This is a genomic window from Streptomyces sp. NBC_00224 (assembly GCF_041435195.1).
GTDB lineage: Bacteria > Actinomycetota > Actinomycetes > Streptomycetales > Streptomycetaceae > Streptomyces.
The window spans coordinates 8,055,862-8,078,739 of sequence record NZ_CP108106.1; the positions used below are offsets into that span (position 1 = coordinate 8,055,862).

The following is a 22,878-nucleotide window of genomic DNA, read 5'->3' on the forward strand; positions in this document are numbered from 1 at the left end:
GTGGTGTCACCGGCCGGCTTCTGGTGTGACGGGAAGGGTGAGCGTCGCGAGCGCGCCGCCGTCGGTGGGGTTGCCGAAGGTGAGGTGCGCGCCCAGCAGCGCGGTTTGGCCGGCCGCGATGGTGAGCCCCAGGCCGAGGCCCGTCCCCTCCGCGCCGGTACGGAAGCGCTGCGGGCCCTGCGCGATGAGGTGCTCCGGGAAACCCGTGCCGTGGTCCCGTACACGCACGGTCGGGCCGTCGACCTCGACCAGGACCGGCTCGGCCCCGTGCCGGAGGGCATTGGTGACCAGGTTGGTCAGCACGCGCTCCACACGGCGCGGATCGGTCTCCACCATGGCGTCGGTGACGACGTCGACGCGCACGTCCGGTGCGGTCCCGTCCGTGGCGGTGCGCCCCTCGGTCGCCGCTCGCACCACCCGCCGGGCCAGGGCGCTCAGCTCCACCCACCGTGGTTCGGCCGCTTCCGTGCCGCTGTCGAGCCGGGCCACTTCGAGTACGTCCTCCATCAGGTCCCGCAGCCGGCCGGCCCGCTCCTTGACCATGGTCTCGGCGCGGCCGTCCGGCAGCAGCGCGGCGGCCGCGATCAGTCCGGCGACCGGGGTGCGCAGCTCGTGGGCGATGTTCGCGGTCACCTCGCGCTCGGCCTGGAGGCGGGCGGCGAGCGCGTCGGCCATCGCGTTGACGGCGTGGGTGAGGGTGGTGATCTCGTCCCGGCCGGTCTCCGGCAGCCGTGCGGTCAGATCGCCGTCAGCGATCTCCTGGGCGCTTCGCGCGGACCGTCTCAGCCGCCGGGCGAACCGGGTGGCCAGGCCGAGCCCGATCACCGTCGCCACACCGGTGCCGACCGCGCCGGACTGCCACATGACGCGCTCGACCTCGTCGCTGAGGCCGTTGGAGGCGGTGTGCATGGCGAGCACGGCGCCGCCGTCCGACATTTCGGCGGCCCAGATCACGTTGCCGTGGCCGGTGCTCTGCACGTAGGTGGCCCGGTGGCCCCCGAGGATCTTCGCGCGCAGCGGGCCGGGCAGCTCGGGCGGGTCGACCGTCAGGCCCAGGGCGGGCCTGCCCTGCTGCTCGGTGAGCCGGGCCGCGTACTGCAGACGTTCGAGCTGTACGTCGCACTCGCGGTTGGTGAGCAGGACCGGCACCTGGCTCGCGGTCACCATCGCCGCGAGGGTGGCGGTCACGGTGATCGTGGCACCTATCTTGAGTCGCAGTCCCATGTGCCGGCCTTGTCCCCCGTGGAGCGGTAGTTCGCGGCCGAGCCTACGGAACCCGCTCCGGCGGCCTCATGGCGGGCTCGCCCCGTCCGCGGTGAACGCCAGGCGGGCGGCGCGACGCCAGCGGTTGGCGGGGAGGGAGGGGCGCAGCACGGCGAGGGCACCGCAGTACTTGGTGAAGACGGCGGGCCGCACGCGGTGGGTGTGCAGCAGGCGGTCCGCCTCGGTGAGGTGCTCGGCCGACTTCGTCTCGACGAGCACGAGGCCTCCGTCGCAGCGCACGGTCCGCCCGGTGTGGAGGTCGACGCAGATCAGCCCGGCGTCGCAGGTGATGCGCCGCCCGTCGGCCACGAACGTCGAGCGGAGGTAGTCGGTGCTGAGCGAGGGCCGCAGCACCGGCGGTGGGGCGATCTCGTAGGCGCGGCGCAGGGTGTCCGCGAGGAACGTCTGAGGGGCGGTGTCCAGCGGGGTGTCCGTGCCCGTCAGGGGGCTGCGGTGTTTGACGGTGTCGCCGCGGCCGCCCTTGAGTTTGATCTCGAACTGCCGCTCGCCGCTGTCCGCGTAGAGGCGTTCGCGGATCTTGAAACGGAGGCGGCGGCCCTGGCGGTGGTCGTGGAAGGAGCGGAGCCCGGGGGTGTCGTAGTAGACGGAGTGGTAACGGAAGGCGCGGCGGTCGTCGATGGTGCGCGGTGGGGGCCGTCAGCGGGACACGGGGGAGCGTGGGGTGGTTCTGGGCCCACTGCAGGAGCGTCTGCCCCTCGGCCCGGGCCGAGGGCGCGCTTCCCCGCAGGCGCAGCGCGTACGGAGGCGCGGGCTGGGCCTCCGCGTGGCAGCGGTAGACGAACTCGGAGCAGATCATCGGCTGTTGGCCGCGCTCGGCCATCGTGTTCAGGACTCCGGCGGCCTGGTCGAGGGCGGCGCGCACCATGCGCTTTCCGCCCAGCGGCGGCGGGATGCGGCGGGTGACGGCCAGCAGGGCGAGCAGCACGATCTGCTGGTGGGCGTAGGCGTGGCGGGCGCCGAGGTAGCGGTGGGCCACGTCGATGACCGGGGCCATGTCCGCCGGGCGGGTCAGCGTACGTCCGACGACGAGGTCGTGCTTGTCGAGTGCCTGCGCGTAGGTGATGGTGCGCAGGCCCTCGCCGACGGACTCGGCCAGGGTGTCCGGTCCGACGGCGATCGCGGCGTGGCTGACCTCGGAGCCGTCCAGCTCGGTCCCGCTCGCCAAATGGAGGCCGACCGATGGCCGGTGGAACCGTGGCTACCGTGTACGCGCCATGGCCACGAGCCGTTCGACCACCCGCACCAAGTCCGCGGGGCTGCCCGCGGTCTTGAGATCGGTCCTGTACTTCCCGTTGACGAGGAAGGTGGGGACGCCCTGGACACCGGCTCTGCGCGCCTGAGCCTTGGCGGCGGCCAACTGCCCCTGCACCCCGAAGGAGTTGAGGACCGCCAGATACCGTGCGCGGTCGACGCCGAGCCGGGCCAGGAAGTCCGCCTGCTCATCGGGCTCGGCCAGCCGCTTCCCCTCGTGCTGGACGGCCTCGTAGACGGCCCGCATCGTCTCGGTGTCGGCGTGCGCCAGGGCCTCCAGCGCGAAGTGCAGCCGTGCGTGGGCGTCCCACGGCCCGCCGAAGGGAGCCGGGGCGCGTACGAACGTCACCCCGGTCTGCCTCCCCGCCCAGCGGCGCACGGTCGGCTCGATGGCGTACGAGTGCGGATCCCCGTACCAGAAGAACTCCCACACCTCGACCGTGCCGGCCGTGGTCCTCGGGGCGGGTGGTGACAGCTCCACGTACTGCCCGCCCGTCGGAATCTCATCTGCCATACGTTGTTCTTCCTCACCAGTCCACTTGCGTTGGAGTGTGCTCCAGGATCTAGTTTCGGTCATATGGACAGCGCACAGAACTCCGTAACCACTTCCCCTGCCTCTCCCGCCGCGACCGACGCCGACGAGCGCTTCGAGCGCGGCCTCGCGCTGTTGCGGAAGGTCGGCGGCAGGGAGCGGCCCGCCGTGCTCGACAGCACCGCGGACATCGCCCCCGACCTCGGCCGGATGACGGTCTCCTTCGGTTACGGGGAGCTCATGGCGAACGACCGGCTCACCCTCCAGCAGCGCCAGGTCGCCACCGTGGCCGCGCTGTCCGCGATGGGGACGGCCGCCGCCCAGCTGCGCTTCCACATCGACGGGGCGCTGAACGTGGGCGTGACGCCGGCAGAGGTCGTGGAGGTGCTCATCCACACCGCCGTGTACGCGGGTGTGCCCGCGGCGCTCAACGGCATAGCGGTGGCGCGCGAGGCGTTCCGCGCCCGGCCCGGACTCGCCTACGAGCCGACCGGGACGGGCGAGCGCGGCCAGCGGTACGAGCGGGGGCTCGCCAAGCTCGCCGAAGTGGACGGGCACGCGGGGGACGCCGTCGTCGCCTCCCTCCAGGACATCGCCCCCGACCTGGCGCGCTACATCATCGAGTTCGCGTTCGGCGACGTCTACTCCCGGCCCGCCCTCGACCTCAAGTCCCGTGAGCTGGCCAGCGTCGCCATGTGCACGGCCCTCGGCACCGCCGCCCCGCAGCTGCGCGTGCACATCCACGGCCTCCTCAACGTCGGCGGCACCCGCGAGGAGGTCGTCGAGGTCATCACGCAGATGGCCGGATACGCCGGTTTCCCCGCGGCCCTCAACGGCATCGCCGCGGCGCGCGAGGTGTTCGCGGAGCGCGCCGAGGGCTGAACTGCCGTGTGAAGCAAGGGAGGTCAGCAGCCGGCCGGGGCCGCGCCGATCTGGAGGGTGTCGGGGGCAGCGCAGCAGCCGCCGCCCGACTCCTGGGCCTCGGGTTCGTCGAACAGGCCCGCGCCGCCGCAGACCCCGGTCTCCGGGAGGGTGAGCTCGACGCGTTCGGCGGCTTCCTGGTCGCCCGCCAGGGCCGCCGCGAGGGAGCGGACCTGCTCGTAGCCGGTCATGGCGAGGAAGGTCGGGGCGCGGCCGTAGGACTTCATGCCGACCAGGTGGATGCCGCTCTCCGGATGGGAGAGCTCCTTGACGCCGTGCGGGTACACGGTGCCGCAGGAGTGGACATTGGGGTCGATGAGCGGCGCCAGGCCGACCGGGGCTTCGAGGCGCTCGTCGAGGGCGAGGCGGAGTTCACGGAGGTACGAGAGGTCCGGTCGGAAGCCGGTCAGGCCGATGACCTCGTCCACCGGATCCAGCCGTCGGCCGTCGTCCCCGACCAGGACGAGCCCGTCGGCCGCCCGCTCCACGGCGGTGAGGCGGAACCCGGTGACCGCGTCGGCGTGCCCGTCGTCGACGGCGGCCTTGGCGGCGAGGCCCAGCGCGCCGCGCGCGGGCAGCTGGTCCGCCTCGCCGCCGCCGAAGGTGGAGCCGCCGATACCGCGCCGCAGGATCCATACGGCGTGCGTACCGGGGGCCTCCTTCGCCAGCTCCGCGAGGGAGGCGAGAGCCGTGAAGGCGGAGGCGCCGGAGCCGACGACGGCGGTGCGCCTGCCCGCGTAACGGGCGCGTACGGCAGGGTCCTTGAGATCGGGGACGCGGTACGAGATCCGGTCGGCGGCCGCACGCTCGCCCAGCGCCGGGAGGCCGTCGCCGCCGAGGGGGCCGGGCGTGGACCAGGTGCCGGAGGCGTCGATCACGGCGCGGGCGAGCAGGCGCTCCTCGGCTCCCTCGGCGTTCACTACGTACACAGTGAAGGGCTGCAGCTCGCGGTCGGCGTCGACCACGCGGTCGCGGCCGGTGCGCGAGACACCGGTGACGCGGGTGCCGTAGCGGACCCGGCCGCCCAGGACGTCGGCCAGCGGCTGGAGGTAGCGGGCGGCCCAGTCGCCGCCGGTGGGGTAGGCGGCGCCGTCCGGCTTGGTCCAGCCGGTCGGGGCCAGGAGCTTCTCGGCGGCCGGGTCGACGACCTCGGCCCAGGGGGAGAAGAGGCGTACGTGCGACCACTCACGCACCGCGCTGCCGGCGGTGGAACCGGCTTCCAGGACGAGGGGCTCGATGCCGCGCTCGACGAGTCGGGCGGCGGCGGCCAGGCCGATGGGTCCGGCTCCGATGACCACGGTCGGGAGGGCGGGGGTGGCGGGGTTCTCGCTCATCGGGTGCTCCAGTGACGGGCGGCTCGTCGATCTTCTGATTCGACGTTTATCGATGTCTTGGACATCTTCGAGCTTGCTCGATGCATCGACAGATGTCAATATTGGCGTATGTCGAATCAGGGTGTGGTGGAGCTGACGGTCCTCGATGAGCCGGTGGTGCCGTGCTGCCCGCCGCTGACCGAGCGACCGCTGACGGCGGAGGAGGCCGAGCGGACCGCGAAGATGTTCAAGGCGCTCGGGGATCCGGTGCGGCTGCGGCTCTTCTCGCTGGTCGCCTCGCATGAGGGCGGGGAGGTGTGCGTGTGTGACATCTCCGACGTCGGCGTCTCGCAGCCGACCGTCTCCCATCACCTGAAGAAGCTCAAGGACGCCGGTCTGCTCAGCTCCGAGCGGCGAGGGACGTGGGTGTACTACCGGGTCGAGCCCGCTGTGCTGGCGGCGATGGGGCAGTTGCTCACCGCCGCCGCACGCTGACCTCTTGATCAGTGGGTGGGGGTGGGCCGGGGCTCTGTGCCGGGCCGGACGAAGATGACCGCGACCAGGGCGAGCCCCACCGCCGCCCCCGCCAGCTGGGCGCCGATGAACGCCGGGACCGAGCCGGGTTCGATGCCCGCGAAGGTGTCCGTGAACGCCCGGCCCACCGTCACCGCCGGGTTGGCGAACGAGGTCGACGAGGTGAACCAGTACGCGGCGCCGATGTAGGAGGCGACCGCGACCGGGGCGAAGCGGAGGCGGTCGGTGCGGGCCAGGCCGAAGATCAGCAGGGCGAGCCCGGCCGTGGCCACCACCTCGCCGAGCAGCAGGTGCCCGGCGGAGCGGTCGTGCGTGGACCACTTCACCAGCGGCTCCCCGAACATCGCGTCCGCCAGGACGGCTCCCGCGATCGCGCCGGCGATCTGCGCGGGCAGGTAGACGGCCACCTCGCGGGCTGTGACTCCCGCCCCGTCGCGCCGGGCGGTCCACCACTCCGCCAGGGTGACGGCCGGGTTGAAGTGGGCGCCGGATACCGGGCCGAGGAGGGTGATCAGTACGCCGAGGCCGAAGACGGTGGCGATCGAGTTGGCCAGCAGCTGGAGCCCGACGTCCTGGGTGAGTTCGGTGGCCTGGATCCCGGAGCCGACAACGACCGCCACGAGGGCCGCCGTGCCGGTGAACTCGGCGGCGGCGCGGGCGGTGAGCGGGGCGCGGGGTGGGGTGGCGCCGGGCGCGGGCTGGGGTACGCCGGCGGCTATGGGCGCCTCCACGGGGGCGGCGCCGACGGGATCGATGGCGGTCAAGGTTCTCCTCGTGCGGTGTGGCGGAAGGTTATGGGCAGGACCGCTTGAGGTTCGCCTCGGCGGTGGTACGGGCCGTACGGGCCAGGTCGGCGAACTGGCCGGCGAGGGCCTCGATGACCTCCGGGCGCAGCCGGTAGTAGGTGAACCGCCCGCATGGCTCCGTGTCGACGATTCCGGCCTCGCGCAGCACCCTGAGGTGGTTGGAGAGGTTGGTCTGCTTGGCGCCGGTCTCCTCCACGAGGTGCGTGGTGCACAGCGTCTCGTGGGCGAGCAGGGTCACGATCCGGAGCCTGAGCGGGTCGGCCAGCACCCGGATCAGATCAGTGTCGACTGACGTCATCATGGGCTGATACTGTCACATCATTCGGAGCTGATACCAGTGCGTACTGATCTCCATGGGCTCCCGGACCCCGCCAGCGAACGAACGAAGTCGAAAGTAAACGAAGTCGAAAGTAGGCGTCATGTCCTCGGCCGCCCCGTCCTCCGGCAAGCCCTCCGTGCTGTTCGTCTGCGTCCACAACGCCGGCCGCTCCCAGATGGCCGCGGCCTGGCTGACCCACCTGGCCGGGGGCCGTGTCGAGGTCCGCTCCGCGGGCTCCGCGCCGGGCAGGGAAGTGAACCCGGCCGCCGTCGAGGCCATGCGTGAGGTCGGCATCGACATCTCCGCCGAGGTCCCGAAGATCCTCACCGTGGACGCGGTCAAGGAGTCGGACGTGTGCATCACGATGGGCTGCGGCGACACCTGCCCCGTCTTTCCCGGCAAGCGGTACCTGGACTGGAAGCTGGACGACCCGGCCGGTCAGGGCGTGGCGGCCGTGCGCCCCATCCGCGACGAGATCAAGGTCCTGGTGGAGGGGCTGATCGCCGAGATCGCGCCGGAGCCCACGGCTTGAGACCCGGGGTCCAGGACGTACGCTCACGCCGCCGGCAGGCCGGCGCCTGACAGGGTGACGTCACGCATGCGTCGGCCCCGGCCCCGAAGCAGCGGGGCCGGGGCCGGGGCCGACGGTTGGTGAACTCACCCGGGAGCGGGCCGCAGGCCTCAGCCTTCGGTGTCCGCGAACGCCACCCGCATACTCCGCTTCAGCGCCTTGCCCGTGACGCCCACGTGTTCGTCGGCGCCCTTGACGAGGACCCTTTCGACGGGCGGCCAGCCCCGCTCCGCCAGCAGGGCGTTGATACGTGACCGGAGATCCGCCAACTCCGCCTCGGAGGAGGGCACATCGATGGTCAGGACGGGCTCCTGGCTGTCGCTGCCGCCGTCACCGCTCTCCACTCCGACGACCGAGCAGTCGACGAGGTCGGGGAAGTGACGCAGTATCAACTCCTCCGTCTGTGCGCTGTAGAGGACGCCGTTCACGGTGGTGATCCGGTCCGTCGTCCGGTCCACGTGGTAGTAGAGGCCGTCCTCGCTGCGGTAGGCGAGATCGCCGGTGAGCCAGTATCCCTGGATCCGGTTCTTCTCGCTGAGCAGGCTGTTGTTCCAGTAACCACCCGTGATCGTGGGCGACTTGAGGGCGAGGCGGCCCACCGTCCCGTTGGCCACGGGCTCGTCGTCGGCGTCGAAGATCTCGACCTCCACCCAGGCGAACGGTCGGCCGATGCAGCGCTGGTAGCGGTCGCTCGTGGGCGTGTGAACCGTACGGAACATGGCGAAGCCGAACTCGGACGAGCCGAAGTTGTCGATGAACAGCGAACCGCCCTGAGGGTTCCCGTCCCGGTCGACATGGTTGCCGCGCGCCACCAGCTTGCGTATGTGTCGCTCGTGGTTGGCGTCGCCGGTCGACATCCACCGGGCGACCGAGGACAGGTCGTACGCGTCGAGGTCGACGCGGCACAGGTCGACGAAGGTCTTCGGGAAGCCCGCGACCAGGTGCGGCCGGAACTCCTGGATGGCGAGGGCGATGTCCTCGGGGCCCCGGCGGGTCGCAAGGAGCGTGGTGGCACGCCGGGCGACCGCCGACATCAGTACGGAGATCGCGGACGCGTGGCTCTGCGGCAGGGCGGACAGGATGCGCGTGCCGAGGTCGGCCCCGATCTGCTGCCTGACCCCGAAGAAGAACCCCATGTGGTTGAACTGCACGGCCTTCGGGATGCCCGTGGTCCCGGAGGTGTGCGCGATCAGCACCGGATCGTCGTCCTCGTGCGTGAAGAGCTTGAACGCGCCCTGACCGTACGGCTCCTCGCTGTAGTACGTGATCGGCAGCCGGTCCTCGGCGAGCCGCTCGGGGTCGGACACCACGGCTGCCGCCCCGACGTGCTCGATGAACCGCGCCGCGATCTCCGGGGGCAGCGAGCTGTTCACGAACACGGGGATCGCGCCGATCTTCGTCAGCGCGATGTAGTGCAGGAGGTAGCGCACGCTCTCCGTCACGAAGACCGCCACCGGGTCCTTGGGGCGGATGCCGTCGGCGTAGTACCCGGCGGCCACCCGGTCGGTGAGCTCGTCGAGCGCCGACAGCGAAAGTCTCTTGTGCAAGGCCCCGGAAGGAGCGCGATAGGGCTCATCGAGCTCGATCACGGTCTCGGTCGTCTCGCTCGCCGCTGCTGCCGCCAGGCGGAAGAAGTTGCCCGCGCCGAGCCCGTCGGTCTTGATCAGGCCGATCGGATCGGCCGCCCGCGCGGTGCCGGTGACGGTGCCGTCGACGCTCGTACGCGTGGGGTCCGTGCGGTCGGTCGTCATATGTAACGCTCCATCGCTGTGCGGATGTCCTGAGGGATGGGGATCGGGCCGTGGCCGTCGAGCGAGGTGGTCACCAGCACCGCGCGGATCCGGGCACGCACGTCCTGCCCCCGCGGCCCGGCGCACTCGTAACGCAGCTCGAACGACGACTTTCCGATGCGTTCGACGCTGAGCGTGATGTCCAGCGCGTCGCCGAGCCGGCTCGGGGCGAGGAAGTCGCATTCGAGACGGACGGTGGGAATGCCGATCCGGCGCTCCGCGAACAGCCCGGCATAGCCGACGTTCAGCCCCGTCTCGAACCAGTCCTGGAGCACTTCGTTGATGAGCAGCAGATACTGCGGGTAGAAGACGATTCCCGCCGGATCGCAATGATGGAAGAAGACACGCTTGTGCTGGGTGAAGCCGATCGGGCCGGGTTCAGGCGGAGGCAGGGTCACCGGTCACTCCTTCCAGCTCGGCCGACGGGCCGGAGCTGTCGGCGGTGGCGCCGCGCAGCCGGAAGCGCTGGACCTTCCCGGTGCCGGCCCGGGGGAGTTCGTCGCAGAAGGCGATGACGCGCGGATACTTGTAGGGCGCCATCTCGGCCTTGGCGAACTGCTGTAGTTCCAGGACGAGTTCGGGGGAAGGGGCGTGGCCCTTCGCCAGCACGACATGCGCCTGCACCACCGCACCGCGCTCGTCGTCGGGGGCGGCGACCGCCGCGCACTCCCGTACGGCCGGGTGGGTCAGGAGCGTGGCTTCCACCTCGACCGGCGAGATGTTGTACCCGGCCGACACGATCATGTCGTCCAGCCGGGCGTGGTAGTGGAGATAGCCGTCCTTGTCGGCCCAGCAGGCGTCGCCGGTGAGGTTCCAGCCGTTGCGTACGTAGTCCACCTGGCGGTCGTCGTCGAGGTAGCGGCAGCCCGTGGGCCCCTTGACGGCCAGCGCGCCGACTTCGCCGTACGGCAGTGGGCGGCCCGCGTCGTCGACGATCGCGGCGAGGTAGCCGGGCACGGGTCGCCCGAGCGCGCCGGGCCGGGTCGCCGCCTCGTCGCCGCGCATCGCGATGAAGATGTGCAGCATCTCGGTGGAGCCGAGACCGTCGATCAGGTCATGGCCGGTGGCCTGCTTCCACATTTTGCGCGTGACCGGCGGCAGCGGCTCGCCCGCCGAGACGCACTCGCGCAGCGAGGACATGCCGTACGGGGCCGGGTCCATGCACATGGCCCGGTACGCCGTCGGGCCACTGAAGCAGACGGTGGCGCGGAACTCGTCGATGGCGCGGGCCAGTTGCTGGGGCGAGGCGCGGTCGAGCAGCACGACGGAGGCGCCGATGTGCAGGGGGAAGAGCAGCAGCCCGCCGAGGCCGTACGTGAACGCCAGCGAGGGGGTGCCGATGAACCGGTCGTCGCTCGTGGCCCGCAGTACGTGCTGGGGGAAGGAGCAGCACACGGCCATCACGTCACGATGGGAGTGCACGGTCGCCTTCGGCATCCCCGTGGTGCCGGAGGTGAAGGCGATCAGGCAGGGGTCGGTCGCGGCGGTGTCGACGGGCGGGAACCAGTCGGAATGCTCGGCCATGGCCGTTTCGAGGTCCGCGCCCGGGTCCGCCTTCGCGTCCCAGTCCCCGCGCGCCCCGTCGAGGAAGTGCATCGTCCGCAGCGGGCGCCCGTCGGCCTCCGCCGCCTCCAGCTCGGCGCCGAGCGCGGACTCGCACAGGGCGTGGGTGATGCGCGCCTTGTCGATCACGTACGCGAGTTCCTTGGCGCGCAGCAGCGGCATCGTGGCCACGACCACCCCGCCCGCCCGCACCACCGCGAGCCAAATGGCCACCAGCATCGGGGTGTTGGCGCCCCGGAGCAGCACCCGGTTACCGGGCACCAGGCCCATGTCCTCGGTGAGCACGTGCGCGATGCGGGAGACGGTGGCGAGGAGTTCCGCGTACGTCCAGCGCACCCCGTGCGGCGAGAGCACGGCGAGCCGGCCCGCGCGGTCCGCCGGGCCCGAGGGGCCGTCGAGGAGCTCGGTCGCACAGTTCAGCCGGGGCGGAAAGCGAAGTGTGGGCAGGTCGAGCAGGGTGTCCGGCTGGAGGGACACGGGAGGCAAGTGGTCCTGGACGAAGGTGTCGAGGTGCGCGGTGCCGAGCTGGGGCGATACGGGAGGTGGGGAGGAGGACGAGGTGGAGGACGGTAAGGGAGAGGGAAAGGGGGATGGGGTGCTCAACTGCCTGCCCTTCAGTGTGACGTCCGGTCGGCGTGACTTCCGGTCTGCTGACGCCTTATTCAACGGCCGACGGCAGGTGGATTACCTTGACGATGCGTGCACGGTGCTGGCCTGATCGTGCACGGACGCGCGTACCTTCCCCTCGTGGCGTGGAGTTGCCGCTACGGGGAGTGGGGGGCAGGTGGTCGGGAGAGGGGGGCAAGTGCCGTCCCCGACACGCTAGGGCGCTTTGTACGCGGCGCGTAATCCCGCAGTTAAGGGATTGCAAAATGACGCGGAGCGTGAGGCCCTGGGGAGGGGTCCCTGGCCGAAACGCGGCCCGGAGAGGCGAGTTGACCACAGCGGCGGGTTGGCCGGAAGGGCGAATTGGCTGGAACGGTGAGTCGCCGGGAGCGGCCCGGAGCCGGGCACGGCGTGAGCCTGGAACGGTCTGGAGCCCGGTCGGCGATGCCGACCGGGCTCCAACCGCACGGAATCTGCTGCTCAGTTCGCCTTCTTGGCCGCCCGCCACTCCGGCGCGAGCACCGACCAGATCTCCTCGTCGTGCCGCTTGCCCCGGTACAGATAGCTCTCGCGCAGCACGCCGTCCTTGGTCATCCCGAGTCGCCGGGCCACGGCGATGCTCGGCTCGTTCTCGGTGGAGACCCACCATTCGACGCGGTGGACGCCCCGCTCCTCGACGGCCCAGTCGATAATCACGCGTACGGCCCGGGTCACGAGTCCCTTGCCCACCGCCGACGGCTCCAGCCAGCAACCCGCCTCGGCGGTGCCCTGGGCGATGTCCAGCTTCCGCAGCAGGACCGCGCCGACCAGCGTGCCGCCCGTCCAGATTCCGTACAGCCGTCCGGAGTCGGCCGCGGCCTTCTCCGCGTACGCCTGGAGGAACGCCCGGCTCGACTCCAGGTCGGTGACGACGTCGGGCAGGCCGTTGTGCTGCCCGATGAACTCCCGCCCCCGGTCCACGTGAGCGAGGAACTCCCCGGCCTGCCACGGCTCGACCGGGCGCAGCTCAGCGCCGTCGTCGCCCAGCGGTATCGCGTACATCGTCACCCTCCACATGGTTGGAACCGGCGCCCGTGGCGCAGTGGCCATGGCGCGAAAGCGATCCTCGCAGGTCGGTCCGGGCGGCTCCAGTGGCTTTCCGCCCGTAGGCAGTCCGAAATGGTGTGACAAACGATCAGTGGGTGCTCGACGGTGGGGGCATGAACGAACGCATCCACGTGTTCGGCGTCGGCGTCACGAGATGGCGGCTCTCGTCATGGTCGTGCGAGCTCGACCATGTCTGGGCGGAACTGGGGGATCCCGAACGCGTTCGCCTCTTGTTCACGCACTACCGGCGGGGAACGGACGGCACCATGTGCTCCGCCGGTGCGTTCGGGGCGTTCGGGCCGGTGACCGGCGAGGATCCCGCCGTACAGGCGGAGCGTCTGGCGGCCGAGTTCCTGTCGGGAGACCCGCGGGCAGCGGAGGGAGTGCGCGGCGACCCGTCCGTGGGGCCCCTCTTCGAGTGGCTGGGAACCGGATACGGCATCGGCGGACCGAGCGCGGTGCGCTGGTGAAAAGGCGCGGTGGGTGCGGTCCGGCCGAAGCCCCGATTGCCCGAAATGCGATCTTCGTACGTGTGTGCGAGCCTGGTGTCGTTCATCCTCCGGGACCCCTTGAAGGAGGCATCGTCGTGGGCAAGAAACAGACCCGACAGAACCGCGGCGCCCGCACCGGCGGCCACGAGCGCAGTACGACGGCGGAGGTCAGGGAGCCGACGAGGTCGCCCGCGGCGCAGGACATGGAACGTCCGGCCCCGCAGGAGGTCTCCCACAAGCAACCACGGAAGTTCGGGCACAACTGACCGATTGCGGGAGGAAGTGGGCCGGGGACCGGCCCCGCCGACGGGAGTTGGCGGGGGAGCCGGTCCTGCGTCTAGGCTCGCCTCCGCCAACAAACGATCATGTGGGGGGCCTACCGTGGTGGACGACAACAAGAAGGCAGTGCGGGGTTTCTTCGAGGCGGTCAGTGACCGTCGGCTGGAGGATCTGCCTCGGTTCATGGCGCACGACGTCGTGGACCACAACAAGATCATCCACGGTGAGGCCGACGAGCCGGGTGCCGCGTTCGATGGTCTGCGTCAGCAGCTCGCCGCGTTCGACCCGCTCACCGTCCGCGTCGACGAACTGATCGGCGAGGGGGACCGTGTGGTCGCCCGGGTCACCCAGCGCGGTGTCCATGGCGGGACGCACCCCAGGATGCCCGAGCCGACCGGCCGGAGCTTCGACGTCGAGGCGATCTGGATCTTCACGCTGGCCGACGGCAGGATCACCGAGATCCGGGCGGTCAGCGACCGCCTCGGCTTCTTCCTGCAACTCGGCTGGGAGTGGCCGCAGGTCTAGGGTCTGCGGGGCCGCCATGTCGGTCCTCGTAGGGTGGTGTGTCTGTCAGTGCGGCCGTATCGGGCAGCTACGCCTTGCGGCGCAGGCGCGCCGAGAGGTGGTGCTGGAGCGGCTGGCCGACCGTCGCGAGGTCGTGGACGAAGGTGAGGGTGTCGTCGTCGGTGAGGGTGTAGCGACGGCGGGTGGCGTCGACCTCCTTGGCGGTGGGGGTGAGGGCCACCTCGTGGGTGGAGAGGTCGACCGTGTTCTCGCCCGCGTAGCCGACCGCGATCTCCGCGATGCCGGTGGGCTGGGTGATCAGTGCCTCCACCCGGCCGTCGGGCTGGAGCCGCCACCAGCCGCTCTCCCGGGCGGACGGGCGCAGCGGGGTGTCGTCCGCGCCGAGCAGCCAGGCCCGGGCCTCGTAACGGAGGAAGGGGCGGCCGTCGTGGCTGAAGGTGACCTCCTGCGCGTAGGTGAAGTCCCCGCTGATCGTCGGGTACCCGCCCTGGCCCCGGCCGTGCCAGGTGCCGAGGAGCCCGAGCACCGGCGCGAGCAACTCGTGCGGTGCGGGCATGTCGTCGGGTCGGTGGCTGTCGGGGTACGGGTTCTCCGCTGCGGGGTCGAACACGGTGTGCGCTCCTGACGTCGGGATCGGCGGCCGGGCCGGTACCGGAAGCCTAGAGCGTCGCCCCCTTCGGAGACGGGCGGCCGTGCCTTCGGCCGCCACCGTCACGCAACGCTCCCGCTGCGCGTCGCGGTGACCGCCACCGTCGCGTAACGCATCGTGAAACCGCCGCCCACCGTGTCGATGGCGGCCCCGATGCCCTCCAGCACCTCGGCCAGCTTGTCCGGCGGGAGCCGGGTGAGGGCGCCGTGGGTGGGCACTTGGTCCAGCCAGGCGGCCCGGCTGTAGGACCACTCCCAGTCGAAGCGCCACTGCTCCGGTTCGCTGAACGCACCGGCCCCGCGCATTCCGTCGACGGCCTTGGCGAACAACCCCTGGTACGCGTCCAGAGGTTGCTTCGTCAGTGACTGGAGGTTGAACGGGGCGTCCGGCAACACCCGCCGGTAGACCGCGGCGAAGGCTTCCGCCACCTCTGGTGGAAGCTGGAATACGTTCCAGAACGCCGCCAGCCGACCGCCGCGCCGCAGCACCCGCGAGGCCTTGGCCGCTCCCGCCGCCGGGTCCACCCAGTGCCAGGCCTGTCCGGCGACGACCGCGTCGAACTCCCGGCCGCCGGGATCCCATGCCTCGAACGCTGCCACCTCGACCTCGACCCCGAGCCGGCGTGCCACATCGGCCATACGCGCGTCGGGCTCGACCCCGAGCACTTCGCAGCCCGCCGCCTGGAACTGCCGGGCGACGATGCCGGTCCCGCAGCCGACGTCGAGGACGCGGGCGCCCCGGGTATGGGCGGTGATCCGGTCCACCAGGGCGTCGGGGTAACGGGGTCGCGCCCGGTCGTAACGCTCTGCGTCGGAACCGAACGACTCGGCCGCTTGCCGCAGTTGATGTGTCTCGGCGGCGGAAGAACCCTGGGAACCGTGTGGCTCCGGCACTAAAGTGGGCATGCGCCCACTATGGTGGGCACGTGCCCACTCGTCAACGGGCGGGCATCGGTGAGGGAGTGAGGGGTACGGGTATGCCGACAGGCGTGGCCATGCGTGACGCGCGCCGGCAGCTGTTCGACGCCGCCGAGCGCGTCCTGCTCCGGGGCGGCCCGAACGCGCTGACCAGCAGGGCGGTCACCGAGGAGGCGGGCTGCGCCAAGGGGGTGCTGCACCGCCACTTCGCCGACTTCGACGCGTTCCTCGCCGAGCTCGTACGGGACCGCGTCGGCCAGGTCGGCCGCCAGTCCGACACCCTGCGCGAGTCCGTCGGGACCGGCACCGTCGCGGACCATCTCACCGGTGCGCTGACGGACCTGTTCGGTTCGGTCGCGGTGGCGATCGTCGGGCTCGTCACCTTCCGGGACGAGTTGCGGGCCCGGCTGCGCGGGACCACGCCGGGCGGCATCCCCGTACTGGCGGAGGCCACGTCCATGATCGCCTCCTACCTCGGCGCGGAACGCGCCTTGGGCCGCGTCGCGGCGGACGCCGACGTAGACACGCTCGCGCTCACGCTGATCGGAACCGGGCACCTGCTGTTCGCGGGGCGCGAGGGCGTCCCGCCCGAGCCGGAGGAGGTCCGCAGGGTGGTGACCACGGTGATCGCCGCGGTCGTACGGTAGAGGGCACCCGCCCCAAGGCCCGCGTTTCCGCACCCGGTACGAAGGGCTCGGCGACCTGCTGACCGTCCTGGCCCCAGCTCTCGCTGTCCCGGTGCCGGTCAAGTCCGACTGCGGTGAACCCTCCCCGTACGGGGAGGGTTCAGCCCGCCCCACCCCCGCACGGATCCACCGGCGTCAGCACGCCGAGCCGGTCCTCGACCGCCTGGGCCGCGTCCAGGCACAGGTCCTCGCGGAAGGGGCGCCCGATGATCTGCACCCCGCAGGGGAGCCCGTCGGTCAGGCCGGTCGGTACGGCCACCGCCGGTACGCCGACGAAGCTCGTCGCCGTGCACAGGCGCATCGCCGAGGCGACCCGGTCCCGGCCCGCCCGGTCGCGCGACTCCAGGCCGGGCTCGATCGGTGGCTCGGTGAACGACGGGCCGAGCACGAGCGGGTACTCGTCGAGGAACTCGGCCCATGAGCGGCGGATGTTCATCCACGTGCCCATCAGCCGCATGAGCTCGTCCGCATCGGCGACCGGCGGCGTCCGCTCCATCGCCATCTCGATGTAGCGGTTACCGCCCTTGCCGAGGAGCGTGCGTACCGTCGGCCAGTTCGGGGCGAACTCGGTCATGGTGATCCGGTCGTACGCTTCGAGGGTCTCGTCCAGCCTCGGTACGTCCGGCACCTCGCACACGTCGTATCCGGCGTCGCGGAGCGCGTCCGCCGCGGCCTGGAGGGACGCCGCGACGGTGGGGTGGACGCCGTGGCCGCCCGGGTCCGGCACGACGGCCACCTTCACCCTTCCCGGCAGCGGGTCGCCGTACGCGGGCACCGGAACCGCCCGCGGGTCGCGCGGATCGGTCCCGGTCAGCACCTCGTAGGCCAGGCGCAGGTCGGCCACGTTCCGGGCCAGAGGGCCGTCGGTGACCAGCATCTGGGAGGCCGGGCCCGGGTCGTCCGGCCCGAGGATGCGGTGGTCGGCGGGGAAGCGGCCGGTGGTCGGCTTCAGCCCCGCCACTCCGCAGAACTGGGCCGGGATCCGGATCGACCCGCCGGAGTCGTTGCCGAGGCCGATCGCCGCCATGCCCGTGGCGACGGCCACCGCGTCGCCGCCGCTGGTGCCGCCGGGCGTCCGGCCGCGGTCCCACGGGTTGACCGTGTCGCCGAACAGCTCGCTGCGGGTGTGCATTCCGGCCAGGATCAAGGTGGGTATGTTGCTGTGCCCGATCGGGATGGCACCGGCGGCGCGCAGTCGGGCCACCGGGGGCGCGTCGGCCGCCGCGACCAGATCGCGGAAGCGCTGCACGCCGAACGTGGTCGGCACGCCTTCGATCGAAGTGCTCTCCTTCACCGTGAACGGCACGCCCGCGAGCGGCCCCAGCACATCCCCGGCGGCCCGCCTGCGGTCCGTCTGCTCCGCGGCCTCGCGGGCGCGCTCGACCAGGAGCTGGGTGACGGCGTTCACCTGCGGGTTGACCGCCGCGATGCGCTCCAGATGGCTCTCGACCAGCTCGGCGGCCGACACCTCGCCACTCCGTACGGCTGCCGCCTGCGCCGCTGCCGTCCTCTGCCACAACGCGTCCTGCATGCTTCGCACTCTCCTCATGGTTGTTCCGATGCGCTTGCATCGGAACAATAGCCCGAGTACCGATGCGGGCGCATCGAATAGAATGGGCGAAGCGCGGCAGTCCGTGGCGGACGCGGCGGACACGGCAGAAGGAAGCGAGCGGGCATGCCCAGGCAGGTGGACCACGAGGGCCGACGCCGGCTCATCGCCGAGGCCGTGTGCCAACTTGCCGACGAACGCGGGCTGGAGGGCGTGACCCTGCGCGACGTCGCCGCCCAGGCACGGGTGTCGATGGGCGCGGTTCAGCGCTGCTTCCGCACCAAGGAAGAGATGCTGGTGTTCGCCCTCGGGGTCATCGGTGAGCGGATCATCGAGCGCGTACGGGCCCGCCTCGTCCGCAGCCCGGCCCAGTCGGCCGCATCCGCCCTGGGCCACGCGGCCACCGAGATCTCACTGCTCCGGGAAGAACACCGCGCCGAGGCCAGGGTGTGGCTCGCCTTCGTCGCCCAAGCGGCGGTCAGCGAGGCGCTCGCCGGCACGCTGAAGGCGAACTACGCGGCTCTGCACGAGGTGTTCGCGCGCCTTGTCGCGGAAGCCGACGAGAGCGCCGAGTACGTGGTGCCCCTCGATGCGCACCACGAAGCCCGCACCCTCCTCGCCCTGGCCGACGGCCTCACCGCACACGTCCTCATCGGCCACCTCACCGCGCGGCAGGCTCAGGACGTCCTCCACACCCACTTGGGGCGTCTGTGGGAGAGGGCTGAGCGGCCTTCCCGCTCAGGCTGAACCGGCCGGTGTGTTGCGTGGCGTGCACGTCATGTCGAGCGGGCCCGGTCCCAGCGTGCCGCGCACCTGTACGTGGAGGGTGGCCTCGGGGTCCGGGGTCAGGTCCCAGCGGGTGCAGACGGTGGCCAGGGCGAGGGTCATCTCGGTGAGGGCGAACTGGTCGCCGATGCACTTGCGGTTGCCGCCCCCGAAGGGCACGTGCGCGCCCCGGGGCAGGGCGTCGGCCCCGTCGGCGGCCCAGCGGTCGGGGTCGAAACGCTCGGGGTCGGGGAACAGGTCGGGCTGGTGTTGCAGGAGGTAGGCGCTGTAGAGGAGGGCGGTGCCCTTGGGGAGGGGGTGTCCGGCGAGGGTGGTGTCGGTCGTGGTGACGCGGGTGAAGAACCAGCCCGCGGGGTACATGCGCATCACCTCGTGGATGATGTGCTGGGTGTACGACAGGCCGTCGAGGTCGGCGGGTGTGGCGGTGCGCCCGGCCAGCGTCGCGTCCACCTCGGCGTGCAGCTGTTCCCGTACCTTCGGGTGCTGGCTGATCAACCACAGTGCGAAAGCAAGGGTGTTGGCGGTGGTCTCGAAACCTGCGCCGATCATCACCATCAGCTGGTCGCGGATGTCCTCGTCGGACATCGGCTCGCCCGTGTCGTCGTCGTGGGCGTTCAGCAGGATCGACACCAGGTCGTGCTCGCCGGGCGCGGCCCGCCGGGCGGCGATGATGTCGTCGATCGCGCGGTGCAGGCGCGTACAGGCGCGGCGGTAGCGCAAGTTGCCCGGGGTGGGCAGCCGGTAGAGCGGCCCCAGTGGCAGCATCACGCGCTGGTAGATGCCGTCGATGACCGTGTGCAGACTCTCCAGTACCTCGGCCACCGCCGAGTCCTCCGCCTCCGCGGCCAGCACGCTGCGGGTGACGATGCGCAGGGTCAGGGTGGTCAGCGCGGCGGTGACGTCCAACTGTTGACCGGGCTTCCAGGCGGTGGTCATACGGTCCACCTCCTCGCCCATGACCACCGCGTACCCGTCGATGCGGCCGGGCTGGAAGGCGGGCTGCATCTGGCGGCGCTGCCAGCGGTGTTCGCGCCATCCGGCCATCGGCAGACTGCTGCCGAACAGCACCCTCGCCTTGTCGAAGAACGGGCCGCCCTTGTCGAAGGTCCGCGAGTCGGTGAGCATCTGGTGCGCCGCGTCCGGGCGGCAGACGACATAGGCCGGCCAGGGCCCCATCCCGATCCGTACGAGGTCCCCGTGGGCCGGCAGGGAGGACAGGAACTCCAGCGGGCGGGCGTGGAGTTGCCAGGCGTGCCCGAGCAGCGGCAGGCCGCCGGGAGCCACACCGGCGCGCGGCCTTGAGGGGGTCGTGGTCACAACAGGACACCTCCATGAGGAACATGCCGGGCCCTGTGCGGGGCAGGCCGTCGGCTTCCGACTATCCTCCCCGCGCACACGTACGGGAACCCGGCGCGAAGCAGCCCGCGAGGGCGCGGCACGGACGGACAACAACCCCCGGCCGGCGGGTACGAAAGGCCGAGGTGGGAGGGCCCGGGAGCAGGTGCCCCGCACTCGCCTGGCAGGTTCACATCAGCAGGTCCCTATCCTCGCGGTATGAGAAATCGTCTGCGCATACCGCGGCTGCTGGCTGCCGCGCTGATCGGGGCGGTCCTGCCGGCCCTGTTCGGCGCGCCCGCCACGGCGGCCGCACCGACGCCCCCGAACACCTCGAAGTCGGCCGGACAGCAGTGGGAGCTGCTCTCGCTCGCCACCGGCAAGTACGTCTCGGTGGAGGCGTCCAGCACCAACGAGCTGTACGCCCGGGCGGACAGCCCCGGCATCCCGGAGCAGTTCACCCTGCACACCGACAACGCGGCCAAGGGGGCGACGGTCGCCCTGCGCTCGCAGGCCAACGGCGCCTATGTGGCGGCGGAGTTCGGTGCCGGGGCCGACGGCCGGTACGGGAAGCTGCGCGCCCGGACCGAGGGGCCGCCCGCCGGCTGGGAGAAGCTGGAGCTCGTGCCGCAGCCGCAGACCGGCGCGGCCGTCTACGCCCTGCGCTACCACCACGACGGGCAGGACCGCTATGTGTCCGCCGACGCGGGAGCGACCGGCGACGGGCTGCTCCAGGCCCGCGCCACGGCGGTGGGTTCATGGGAACGCTTCCGCCTGGTGCCCGTGGCCGCACCGGCCGACCCGACCCCGCCGCCGTCCGCGTCCCCGCGCGCCATCAAGGCGCTGACCTGGAACGTGTGCGCCGACAACAACAAGAACTGCGGCTTCTACCACACGACGGCGGGCCCGCTGGCGGACCAGATCGTGGCACGCGCGAAGGCCGCCGGAACCCCTGATGTGATCCTGCTCGAAGAGTTCTGCGAGAAGTTCGCCAAGCCCGTGGAGCAGGCGCTCGAAACACAGCTCGGCGGCGGCTGGGACGTACGGTTCGCGCCGGTTCAGTACCAGGTGCCCGGAACCGGCATCAAGGCGCGGAAGAACTGCCAACCCGACCCGTCGGGAGCGGACCGGGGAGCGTACGGCGTGGCGCTGGCCGTGCCGGAGGAGAACACCTGGTACCGGGCGTACGAGTTGCCCTCCCCGCCCGGTGTCGAGCAGCGCACCGCGCTGTGCGCCACGGTGGCCTCCTGGGCGGCGGAGGTGTGCGCCGCGCACTTCAGCACGGGCGGCCCCGGCTACGACGACCCCGACCGTACGTACCAGCCGCAACAGGCGGACACCCTGCGCCGGGCGGCGTCCCTGCCCGGCTACCGCCCGCTGCTCGGCGGTGATCTGAACGCCACGCCGTCGACGGGTGTGCTGGGCACGCTGTACTCCGCGTACGAGGAGTGCGACGCGCGTTCCGCGACGCCGAACCGGCCGACGGCGGGCACCATCAAGATCGACTACTTGTTCGGCGGGGGCACGTGGAGCGGCTGCGGCGTCGCACCGGACACCGGCTCCTCCGACCACCGGGCGGTGTGGGGCACACTCACTCTGCCCTGACGCCACTGTCCGGCGCGGGCGAAGCGGTGCTCCGCGCGGTGGCGGGCCGTGCGTGACGCAGTCGACCCGCCCACCGCGATGGCCGGTTACTTCTGGGGCGGGATGTAGTAGACGTTCTTCGGTGTGACGATGCTGGTGATCGCCTTGCCGAGGACGGTGCTCGGCTCCTCGCCCTTGTAGAGGATGTCCGTGTTGAGCAGCGCCACCAGCGTCGCCTTCTGCTCCGGCAGGTAGATGGTCAGGCTCTCGTACCCGGGCAGGGAGCCGTTGTGGCCCGTCCACCCGTTGACGTTGAAGATGCCGAGGCCGTAGCCCGCGCCGGGGACGCCGGTGGGCAGGACCTTCAGGCGCTTCGCCTGGGTGGCGGGCGAGAGCAGGGTGCCGGTGGCGAGGTCCTTGGCCCAGTGCTTGAGGTCGTGCAGGTCCGAGATCATCGCACCGGCCGCCCAGCCCCAGCTCGGGTTCCAGTGGGTGGCGTCCGCGACCTTCCCGGTGAGCGTCTGGTTGGTGTATCCGTGGGCGTGCGGGCGGGGGAACTCGGCCGCCTTCGGGAAGAGCGTGTGGTCGAGGTGGCTGGGCCGCAGGACCCGGTGCTCGATGACGTCCCGCAGGTTCTCACCGGTCATCTTCTCGACCAGCAGGCCGAGCAGGATGTAGTTGGTGTTGCAGTACTGGAACTTGGACCCCGGCGGGAACTGGTTGGGGTGCTTGAACGCGTAGGCGAGCAGTTCCTTCGGCGTGAAGGGGCGGTCGGGGTTGGTGAGGAACGCCTTGATGAACGCGTCGTCCGCGCTGTACGAGAACAGGCCGCTGCGCATGTCGAGCAGGTCGCGCACGGCGATGTGGTTGCCGTTGGGGACGCCCTTGATGTACTTGGAGATCGGGTCGTCGAGGCCGACCTTGCCGTCGTCGACGAGTTCGAGGACCGCCGTGGCGGTGAACGTCTTGGTCTCGCTGCCGATGCGGATCCGCATGTCGTCGGTCATCGGTGCGCCGGTGCGCTTGTCGGCGACACCGAACGCACGGACGTAGCTGCCCTTGCCGGGCATCCACAGGCCGACCTGCACCCCGGGGATGCCCGCCTTCTTCATGACGTCCCGCACCGCCTTGTCGAGCTTGGCCTGGAGTCCTGGGCTCAGCTCGTGGTGCGGGTAGTCGTGGTCGCCCCCCTTGGCCAGGGCGTCGACGGGCGGCGTGGCCTGCGCCTGGGTGACCGCCAGCGGCAGCAGCCCCGCGACGGCGAGCGTCGCCGCGGCGAGCGTGCGGGCCGCCGTCGACCGGCGGGACGGGGAGGGTTTTCTCATGATCGGGCCTCTCTCATTTTCCGTTCGTCTGCCGAGCCGATCGTGCGCGATGAGAGGCTCGCGTCAGGTCCGGCGGGCGTGCGGGCCGGGTGAAAACGGCACCGATCCACCCGATCGGCCCTGCTACGGCACCGGCGCGCCGGTGGGCACCGCCGCAGTGGCGGTGCCCACCGGTC

Annotated in this window: 24 protein-coding genes; 9 read left to right on the forward strand and 15 right to left on the reverse strand. The window is 71.4% G+C overall.

From position 1 onward, the window contains the following. Window positions 1-6 precede the first annotated feature (6 nt). The 3 genes from OG965_RS36015 to OG965_RS36025 all read right to left on the reverse strand — a co-directional run bounded on the left by OG965_RS36015 (window position 7) and on the right by OG965_RS36025 (window position 3,049). Window positions 7-1,224: an ATP-binding protein gene (locus OG965_RS36015; protein ID WP_371656269.1), complete on the reverse strand. Its 1,218-nt coding sequence runs from the start codon at window positions 1,222-1,224 to the stop codon at window positions 7-9. A 66-nt stretch (window positions 1,225-1,290) separates the two neighbouring features. Continuing rightward, window positions 1,291-1,902, reverse strand: a complete 612-nt coding sequence (locus OG965_RS36020) for a VTC domain-containing protein (protein ID WP_371657152.1) — start codon at window positions 1,900-1,902, stop codon at window positions 1,291-1,293. A gap of 580 nt (window positions 1,903-2,482) precedes the next feature. Next, window positions 2,483-3,049, reverse strand: a complete 567-nt coding sequence (locus OG965_RS36025) for a thiol:disulfide interchange protein DsbA/DsbL (protein WP_371656270.1) — start codon at window positions 3,047-3,049, stop codon at window positions 2,483-2,485. Between the two features lie 63 nt (window positions 3,050-3,112). On the opposite strand from OG965_RS36025, the gene OG965_RS36030 reads away from it, so the two are divergent. Further along, entirely contained in the window at window positions 3,113-3,949 is an 837-nt protein-coding gene (locus tag OG965_RS36030; RefSeq protein ID WP_371656271.1) for a carboxymuconolactone decarboxylase family protein, read from the forward strand. 23 nt (window positions 3,950-3,972) lie between these two features. Here the strand turns inward: OG965_RS36030 and OG965_RS36035 are convergent, their stop codons facing one another. Further along, the gene (locus tag OG965_RS36035) at window positions 3,973-5,322 is read right to left on the reverse strand and encodes an NAD(P)-binding domain-containing protein (protein WP_371656272.1); all 1,350 of its coding nucleotides are present in this window, start codon (window positions 5,320-5,322) and stop codon (window positions 3,973-3,975) included. A 108-nt stretch (window positions 5,323-5,430) separates the two neighbouring features. Here OG965_RS36035 and OG965_RS36040 point away from each other — a divergent pair, with 108 nt between their 5' ends. After that, window positions 5,431-5,796 (forward strand): ArsR/SmtB family transcription factor, encoded by a 366-nt coding sequence (locus OG965_RS36040; RefSeq protein ID WP_371656273.1) that lies wholly within the window; start codon window positions 5,431-5,433, stop codon window positions 5,794-5,796. A gap of 8 nt (window positions 5,797-5,804) precedes the next feature. Here OG965_RS36040 and OG965_RS36045 read toward each other — a convergent pair whose 3' ends face one another. Continuing rightward, complete coding sequence (locus OG965_RS36045; RefSeq protein ID WP_371657153.1) at window positions 5,805-6,590, reverse strand: aquaporin; 786 nt, start codon at window positions 6,588-6,590, stop codon at window positions 5,805-5,807. A gap of 37 nt (window positions 6,591-6,627) precedes the next feature. Next, entirely contained in the window at window positions 6,628-6,942 is a 315-nt protein-coding gene (locus OG965_RS36050) for an ArsR/SmtB family transcription factor (protein WP_371656274.1), read from the reverse strand. Window positions 6,943-7,060: 118 nt separating this feature from the next. Here OG965_RS36050 and OG965_RS36055 point away from each other — a divergent pair, with 118 nt between their 5' ends. Beyond that, entirely contained in the window at window positions 7,061-7,492 is a 432-nt protein-coding gene (locus OG965_RS36055; RefSeq protein ID WP_371656275.1) for an arsenate reductase ArsC, read from the forward strand. Window positions 7,493-7,641: 149 nt separating this feature from the next. On the opposite strand, the gene OG965_RS36060 is transcribed toward OG965_RS36055, so the two are convergent. From OG965_RS36060 to OG965_RS36075, 4 genes are all read right to left on the reverse strand, one after another. Beyond that, entirely contained in the window at window positions 7,642-9,282 is a 1,641-nt protein-coding gene (locus tag OG965_RS36060; protein WP_371656276.1) for a class I adenylate-forming enzyme family protein, read from the reverse strand. Continuing rightward, window positions 9,279-9,719 carry an acyl-CoA thioesterase gene (locus tag OG965_RS36065; RefSeq protein ID WP_371656277.1) on the reverse strand — a complete coding sequence of 147 codons (441 nt, stop codon included), beginning with the start codon at window positions 9,717-9,719 and terminating at the stop codon, window positions 9,279-9,281. The genes OG965_RS36060 and OG965_RS36065 overlap by 4 nt, the downstream gene beginning before the upstream one ends. Next, complete coding sequence (locus tag OG965_RS36070) at window positions 9,700-11,487, reverse strand: AMP-binding protein (RefSeq protein WP_371656278.1); 1,788 nt, start codon at window positions 11,485-11,487, stop codon at window positions 9,700-9,702. The genes OG965_RS36065 and OG965_RS36070 overlap by 20 nt, the downstream gene beginning before the upstream one ends. Window positions 11,488-11,970: 483 nt before the next feature. Beyond that, window positions 11,971-12,531 (reverse strand): GNAT family N-acetyltransferase, encoded by a 561-nt coding sequence (locus OG965_RS36075; protein ID WP_371657154.1) that lies wholly within the window; start codon window positions 12,529-12,531, stop codon window positions 11,971-11,973. Window positions 12,532-12,689: 158 nt separating this feature from the next. Between OG965_RS36075 and OG965_RS36080 the strand changes: the two genes are divergently transcribed. From OG965_RS36080 to OG965_RS36090, 3 genes are all read left to right on the forward strand, one after another. Then, a complete protein-coding gene (locus tag OG965_RS36080; protein ID WP_371656279.1) occupies window positions 12,690-13,046 on the forward strand; it encodes a hypothetical protein in 357 nt (118 codons plus the stop codon). A gap of 116 nt (window positions 13,047-13,162) precedes the next feature. Next, the gene (locus tag OG965_RS36085) at window positions 13,163-13,333 is read left to right on the forward strand and encodes a hypothetical protein (protein WP_371656280.1); all 171 of its coding nucleotides are present in this window, start codon (window positions 13,163-13,165) and stop codon (window positions 13,331-13,333) included. Window positions 13,334-13,448: 115 nt separating this feature from the next. Beyond that, window positions 13,449-13,871, forward strand: coding sequence for an ester cyclase (locus tag OG965_RS36090; protein WP_371656281.1), 423 nt, complete (start codon window positions 13,449-13,451; stop codon window positions 13,869-13,871). A 67-nt stretch (window positions 13,872-13,938) separates the two neighbouring features. Here the strand turns inward: OG965_RS36090 and OG965_RS36095 are convergent, their stop codons facing one another. After that, window positions 13,939-14,481, reverse strand: coding sequence for an FABP family protein (locus OG965_RS36095; protein WP_371656282.1), 543 nt, complete (start codon window positions 14,479-14,481; stop codon window positions 13,939-13,941). Between the two features lie 101 nt (window positions 14,482-14,582). Continuing rightward, the gene (locus OG965_RS36100) at window positions 14,583-15,425 is read right to left on the reverse strand and encodes a class I SAM-dependent methyltransferase (protein ID WP_371656283.1); all 843 of its coding nucleotides are present in this window, start codon (window positions 15,423-15,425) and stop codon (window positions 14,583-14,585) included. 71 nt (window positions 15,426-15,496) lie between these two features. Between OG965_RS36100 and OG965_RS36105 the strand changes: the two genes are divergently transcribed. Next, window positions 15,497-16,084, forward strand: coding sequence for a TetR/AcrR family transcriptional regulator (locus OG965_RS36105; RefSeq protein ID WP_371656284.1), 588 nt, complete (start codon window positions 15,497-15,499; stop codon window positions 16,082-16,084). A gap of 139 nt (window positions 16,085-16,223) precedes the next feature. Here OG965_RS36105 and OG965_RS36110 read toward each other — a convergent pair whose 3' ends face one another. Continuing rightward, window positions 16,224-17,654 carry an amidase gene (locus OG965_RS36110; RefSeq protein WP_371656285.1) on the reverse strand — a complete coding sequence of 477 codons (1,431 nt, stop codon included), beginning with the start codon at window positions 17,652-17,654 and terminating at the stop codon, window positions 16,224-16,226. Between the two features lie 144 nt (window positions 17,655-17,798). On the opposite strand from OG965_RS36110, the gene OG965_RS36115 reads away from it, so the two are divergent. After that, window positions 17,799-18,419: a TetR/AcrR family transcriptional regulator gene (locus tag OG965_RS36115; RefSeq protein WP_371656286.1), complete on the forward strand. Its 621-nt coding sequence runs from the start codon at window positions 17,799-17,801 to the stop codon at window positions 18,417-18,419. Here the strand turns inward: OG965_RS36115 and OG965_RS36120 are convergent. Further along, window positions 18,411-19,775, reverse strand: coding sequence for a cytochrome P450 (locus OG965_RS36120; protein ID WP_371656287.1), 1,365 nt, complete (start codon window positions 19,773-19,775; stop codon window positions 18,411-18,413). The two genes, OG965_RS36115 and OG965_RS36120, sit on opposite strands and share 9 nt — an antisense overlap. 237 nt (window positions 19,776-20,012) lie before the next feature. Here OG965_RS36120 and OG965_RS36125 point away from each other — a divergent pair, with 237 nt between their 5' ends. Further along, the gene (locus OG965_RS36125; RefSeq protein ID WP_371656288.1) at window positions 20,013-21,398 is read left to right on the forward strand and encodes an endonuclease/exonuclease/phosphatase family protein; all 1,386 of its coding nucleotides are present in this window, start codon (window positions 20,013-20,015) and stop codon (window positions 21,396-21,398) included. 86 nt (window positions 21,399-21,484) lie between these two features. Here OG965_RS36125 and OG965_RS36130 read toward each other — a convergent pair whose 3' ends face one another. After that, on the reverse strand, window positions 21,485-22,702 hold the full coding sequence (locus OG965_RS36130) for a serine hydrolase domain-containing protein (protein WP_371656289.1): 1,218 nt from the start codon (window positions 22,700-22,702) through the stop codon (window positions 21,485-21,487). Between the last annotated feature and the right edge of the window lie 176 nt (window positions 22,703-22,878).